This is a genomic window from Rickettsia endosymbiont of Culicoides newsteadi, assembly GCF_002259525.1.
Taxonomy (GTDB): Bacteria; Pseudomonadota; Alphaproteobacteria; order Rickettsiales; family Rickettsiaceae; genus Tisiphia.
Map to the genome: position 1 here is coordinate 1 of NZ_MWZE01000087.1, position 5,172 is coordinate 5,172.

Below are 5,172 nucleotides of genomic sequence, written 5' to 3' on the forward strand. Positions count from 1 at the left end.
ACCTGCTCTCTCATTAATTTTTTCTTTAATATTGTCTTACCATTTTTATCTACACCGTGAATTTGAAAAATTCTTTTTGCAATATCTATACCAATTGTGGTAACTTCCATATGGGCCTCCTTATTGTTGTTTAGGATTCATTTCCTATCCTAGAAGATTAGCATATGCTTCTCATTCTGTATATAGGGTAGGTCCATACCATTAATTCAGGAGAATTTGGTAGCTAGGAACGATGGAGCGACGCCTATAAGTAATAGGCGAGCGACGAGTGACGACGTCACCAACTTCTCATCAATTGACTATAAAGGGAAAGGCTGAAATTAAAGGTGATATACTTAACCCCATTGATGAAAGGTGGGAGGCTAATGATTATAGCAATCTTTGCGGTGTTGAATTATTAATATCTTAATTGTCGTATCTATTATTTGATAAATCACTCTATAATCACCAATCCTGAGGGAGCGACAACCTTTGAGGCTATGTTTTAAAGGTTTGCCAAATTTTATTGGATCAGATAATAGCTTTTTTTCAATGGTTATTTTTATTAAAGATTTTACTAGTGTAGGAAGCTTAGAGATATCTTTGTGTATAACTTGATCTGAATAAAGAAGATTATACATTATTTCCAACTGTCCATATGACTAATCCATTCCTTAGTATTATCTATTCGTTCATCTGCTAATTTAGCTAATATTTTGTCCTCTTGAAGTTCTAAACTAGTTATAATAAGATCCTTTGCTATTTTAGATAGGGATTCATTGTTGATTTTAGCAATATCAACAATTTCATTAAATATTTTCTCGTCTAAAGACACTAATAATCGTTTAGCTGCCATAAGATCGCTCCAATTGTATTTGTTATTCAATAGTATCACATCTGATACAGAATGTCAATAAGGGGAGTTGACATAGCAATTATACGTTAATATGAATTTACTATATTATACGATCAATATACTATATGATTATTAGTATCTGATTAGCTAACCAGAATAAGTTTTTGATACTACTCTAAGCCCCCCCCCCTAAACGTCATTGCGAGAAGCAGCTTTGATTCGTTGCTACTAGGAGGAATTATCAAAACCTTAACTGATCAGCTATATAAAACCATAATCTAGTTAATGATGATTTACCCTACCTTACTTATTCTTTTGTTTATCCTGTTTCTCTATTTTAAATTTAGAAAGACATTTTATATTACCTCAATAATCTATCCAATAATTGCTGGTATATTATTAATTAACAACCAAAATGAGGCGGTAATTAATCTGTATAATAATAGTTTTATTATTAATTTTAGTAATGAAAATAAATTAATAGCACTTGCTTTTATGGTGATAACGTTGGTGACTAACCTATATGCCATTAGCCAAAACAGAAAATTTGAGGTATTGATAGGTAGTTTATACTCAGCCTCTTCCTTGATCTGTTTATTTGCTGGGGATTTTATCTCGATGTTTGTTGCTCTAGAAATGATGATGATATGTGCCACTTTGTTAATTTTTTACGGTAATTGTAAAAATAGTATTAGGGCGGCAAGACAGTATTTCCTTACGCATCTTATAAGTGGTAGTCTTATCTTAATAGGGATTAGTTATATAATCACCAATAGTTCTAACATACAAATTATTTCTCTTAGCCAATTGATAGAGAACAGAGATGCTTCTTTTATCTTTTATGTTCTAATACTTAGTGGTTGCTTAATTAATGTAGCGAGCATACCTTTTTCCGGATGGATTGTTAATTGTTATCCATTTGCCTCAACTTCAGGGATGATATATTTAACCAGCTTTACTAGTAAAATATCGATCATTATACTTCTTAAATTATTTAGTGGTTTAGAAATACTTAAATTCTTTGGATTATTAATGATTATATATGGTGGGGTTTATGCTTGTATAGAAGATAACATCAAAAGATTAGTCTGTTATCTTACTGTTTCTCAGCTTGGATTTATGGTGATTGCCATTGGCACAAAATCTCAACAAGCAAATTTAGGAATCATAGTTTTTCTTTTTGTCCATATATTGTATAAAGCTTTATTTGGTCTATATGTTGCTATATTAATAGATAAAGGTAATGTAGAAAATTGCTCTGAGATAAAAGGGCTTTACTCATGGAGAAACCCTTTATTGCTTGGTAGTTTAATAATTAGTGTATTATTCATTATAGCCTTACCTCCTCTTGCTAGTTTTGTTAGCAAAATTATTGTGACCAATGTTTTGAATCAGGATATTAATTATTATGCTATTTTCCTGTTAAAAATTATAACATGTGCGGCTTTATTTTCTACGGTTAAATACAAATATCTAATTAATGATTTTTATCCTATAGTGAATATTTTGAGCAAAGTCAGCTTATTGGTCATGCTATCATTTGTATTGGCAACTAATTTCTTTTTAGAGCAAGGCTTAAAATTAGTATGGTCATCTTATCCTGTTGAAACACTTGATATAAATTGGTTGGATATAGTAAAGCAAATAGTAATAATAATAATAGGTATATTGCTTAGTGTGGTTTTTAGTAAAAAGATTTCTAGACGTTCAACTGCTAACATAAATTTAGATTTATTTCAGTTTGTTGAAAATAATTTTCGTCGTATTTATTACAAATATCACTTAGTGGGACACGATTTTAATGATAGACTAGGGGCGGAATACCCTGTTTTGAAAAGAGTAGAAAAAAATGCTTTACGTAAGATAAAATCTTTGCATAATCAATCAACAAGTCTATTAGTCGTAATTATATCGTTAATTACTTTTATAATAATAAGCACTAAATGAGGGCAAAATGCAGCCACCTATAGCCGATAAGATCGATTACAGTTTTACATTGCACGGTAAAAAATTTACAGATCAATATAACTGGCTTAGAGATATCGAATGGCCTAATGTTAGCGATAAAAAAATCATAGAATATTTACAGGCAGAAAATAAATATTCCGAGCAATTTTTTGAGCCATTACAAAAAGAAAAAGATAAAATATTTGAGGAGTTAAAGGGCAGAATTAAACTTGCTGATCAGTCAACTTACGTAAAAAAAGATAATTACTATTATTATACCAGAACTGAAGAAAATGCTGAATATCCTATATATTGCCGAAAAATTGGGTCAATAGACGCTCCGGAAGAAATTATATTAGATATCAATGTTATTGCTAAAGATAATAAATTTACTGATCTAGGTCTAGTATCAATCTCTCCCGATCATATGCTACTAGCTTATAGTGTTGATTTTACCGGGGATGAAAAATATACAATTAAAGTCTATAATTTAAAGACCAAAGAATATTTACCAGATGAAATACATAATGTGAGTCGCACTATAATTTGGCATGAATATCTGAAAGGGTTCTTTTATATGCCGATTAATGAGAATTTTCGTCATGATAAATTAATGATTCACTTCATAGATCATGCAATTTCCGATGATAAGTTAGTACATCATATAACAGATCCATTATATCAGTTGAACGTTAGTAAGTCATCCAGTCGACAATATATTTTCGTTGATGTATCTGGTCATGATGCAAATGAAACATATGTTCTAGCAATGTGGGATCATAGCTTTGAGCCTAAGCTTCTTAGACCTCTAAAGGGAGGAGTTTTTTATGATGTTGAGCATAATGGTGATAATTTTTATATTAATACCAATGAAGGGGCAAAAAACTTTCGCATAGTGTTAGTAAATGTGCGTAATTTTCAAAATGATTTATGGGAAAATAATTATATACCAGAAGACCCAACTAAATATTTAGCTAGTTTTAATATTACTAACAATTATTTAATAGTTAATTATCGTGATCAAGGATTACCAGTTATTAAAATAAAGCATCTTAAAGAGCAGAATGAAAAAATTATTCATTTCCCGGATGCTGCTTTTACTGCTTCAGCCTTATCTACTAATTTTGATGAAGATGATATTCGAGTAAATTATTCTTCGCTTGCTAGACCGAATACCACTTATAGTTATGATTTTAACAGTGAGCAACTATCAATATTGAAAGTACAGGAAATACCAAGTGGCTTTAATCCTGAAGAATATATGGTGGAAAGAATATTTGCTGATAATGATGGGGTTAAAGTACCAATTACCTTATTATATAAAAAATCATTGTTTAACAAGGATGGGAAGAATCCTTTATATTTATATGGTTATGGTTCATATGGTATCAGCATACCAGTATCCTTTAGGAATACCGCTATTTCTCTTGTAGATCGTGGGTTTGTTTATGCTCTTGCTCATATTAGAGGTGGAGACGATCTTGGGCATGATTGGTATCAAGCTGCTAAATTCCTCAATAAAAAAAGAACTTTTGATGACTTTATTGTTTCTGCTAAACAGTTAATTAAAGAAAAATATACTAGCAAGGGTAATATAGTAATTTGTGGGGGAAGTGCAGGGGGGATGTTAATTGGAGCGGTCATTAATGAACAACCAGAATTATTTAAAGCAGCCCTTGCCCATGTGCCTTTTGTTGACGTATTAAATACTATGCTCGATGAAGAACTGCCATTAACCCCTAGTGAATTTAAGGAGTGGGGCAATCCTAAAGAGCTAGATTATTTTAACTATATTAAGTCTTATTCTCCGTATGATAATATAAAAGCTCAAAACTACCCGAGTCTATTTATCACGGCTGGAATTTCTGACCCTAGAGTTGGGTATTGGGAAGCAGCTAAATGGGCAGCAAAGATTCGAGCAACAAAAACAGATAATAACATATTATTGCTAAAAACTAATATGGATTCAGGGCATAAAGGTTCTTCTGGTCGTTTCGATTATCTAAAAGAAGCAGCCGATGAGATAATATTTATATTTAGGGCTTTTGGTATAGTCAATTGATGATAAGTTGATTATATTTAAACTTGTCATTCCCGCATAGGCGGGAATCTAGACCCCTGCTTACGCAGGGGTGACACTAAGTTATAAATTGTCATATATGGACGAGTGAATTTGTCAAGAAAGAAAATAAAAAAATAGAGCCACAAAGGAAGCGGTCATATATTCGGCATCGAGTGCCATAATGGTTTCTGCATTCTTATAAATATCCTTGAGTGACCTCTCATTCCCACGGCTTCTAGAGCCTCGACATAATTACGGATTTTATTCAGAATACTTATTCATTAACTCTTTAACTTTCGTTCTCTTTATTGTTACTATTCTTTACTCA

5 protein-coding genes and 1 pseudogene are annotated in these 5,172 nt (G+C 31.5%); 3 read left to right on the forward strand and 3 right to left on the reverse strand.

Going from position 1 to position 5,172, the window contains the following annotated elements; genetic code table 11:
• Nucleotides 1–110 (reverse strand): annotated as a pseudogene (locus tag RiCNE_RS08075) (IS110 family transposase); the annotation flags it as partial.
• Between the two features lie 106 nt (nucleotides 111–216).
• Here RiCNE_RS08075 and RiCNE_RS08080 point away from each other — a divergent pair.
• Nucleotides 217–318: a palindromic element RPE2 domain-containing protein gene (locus tag RiCNE_RS08080; protein ID WP_239832719.1), complete on the forward strand. Its 102-nt coding sequence runs from the start codon at nucleotides 217–219 to the stop codon at nucleotides 316–318.
• A gap of 44 nt (nucleotides 319–362) precedes the next feature.
• On the opposite strand, the gene RiCNE_RS05730 is transcribed toward RiCNE_RS08080, so the two are convergent.
• Both RiCNE_RS05730 and RiCNE_RS05735 read right to left on the reverse strand, forming a co-directional pair.
• Nucleotides 363–620, reverse strand: coding sequence for a type II toxin-antitoxin system RelE family toxin (locus tag RiCNE_RS05730; RefSeq protein ID WP_094649631.1), 258 nt, complete (start codon nucleotides 618–620; stop codon nucleotides 363–365).
• Nucleotides 620–865, reverse strand: coding sequence for a hypothetical protein (locus RiCNE_RS05735; RefSeq protein WP_133062958.1), 246 nt, complete (start codon nucleotides 863–865; stop codon nucleotides 620–622). Before RiCNE_RS05735 ends, RiCNE_RS05730 begins: the two co-directional genes overlap by 1 nt.
• Nucleotides 866–1,120: 255 nt before the next feature.
• On the opposite strand from RiCNE_RS05735, the gene RiCNE_RS05740 reads away from it, so the two are divergent.
• Both RiCNE_RS05740 and RiCNE_RS05745 read left to right on the forward strand, forming a co-directional pair.
• Nucleotides 1,121–2,782 carry a proton-conducting transporter transmembrane domain-containing protein gene (locus tag RiCNE_RS05740; protein ID WP_094649633.1) on the forward strand — a complete coding sequence of 554 codons (1,662 nt, stop codon included), beginning with the start codon at nucleotides 1,121–1,123 and terminating at the stop codon, nucleotides 2,780–2,782.
• 7 nt (nucleotides 2,783–2,789) lie between these two features.
• On the forward strand, nucleotides 2,790–4,844 hold the full coding sequence (locus tag RiCNE_RS05745) for a S9 family peptidase (protein WP_094649634.1): 2,055 nt from the start codon (nucleotides 2,790–2,792) through the stop codon (nucleotides 4,842–4,844).
• Nucleotides 4,845–5,172: the final 328 nt, after the last annotated feature.

Bases quoted from the DNA above. Each gene is read 5' to 3' on its own strand.
- RiCNE_RS05740 (WP_094649633.1), top strand. From the start codon at position 1,121: ATGATGATTTACCCTACCTTACTTATTCTTTTGTTTATCCTGTTTCTC.
- RiCNE_RS05745 (WP_094649634.1), top strand. From the start codon at position 2,790: ATGCAGCCACCTATAGCCGATAAGATCGATTACAGTTTTACATTGCAC.
- RiCNE_RS05730 (WP_094649631.1), bottom strand. From the start codon at position 620: ATGTATAATCTTCTTTATTCAGATCAAGTTATACACAAAGATATCTCT.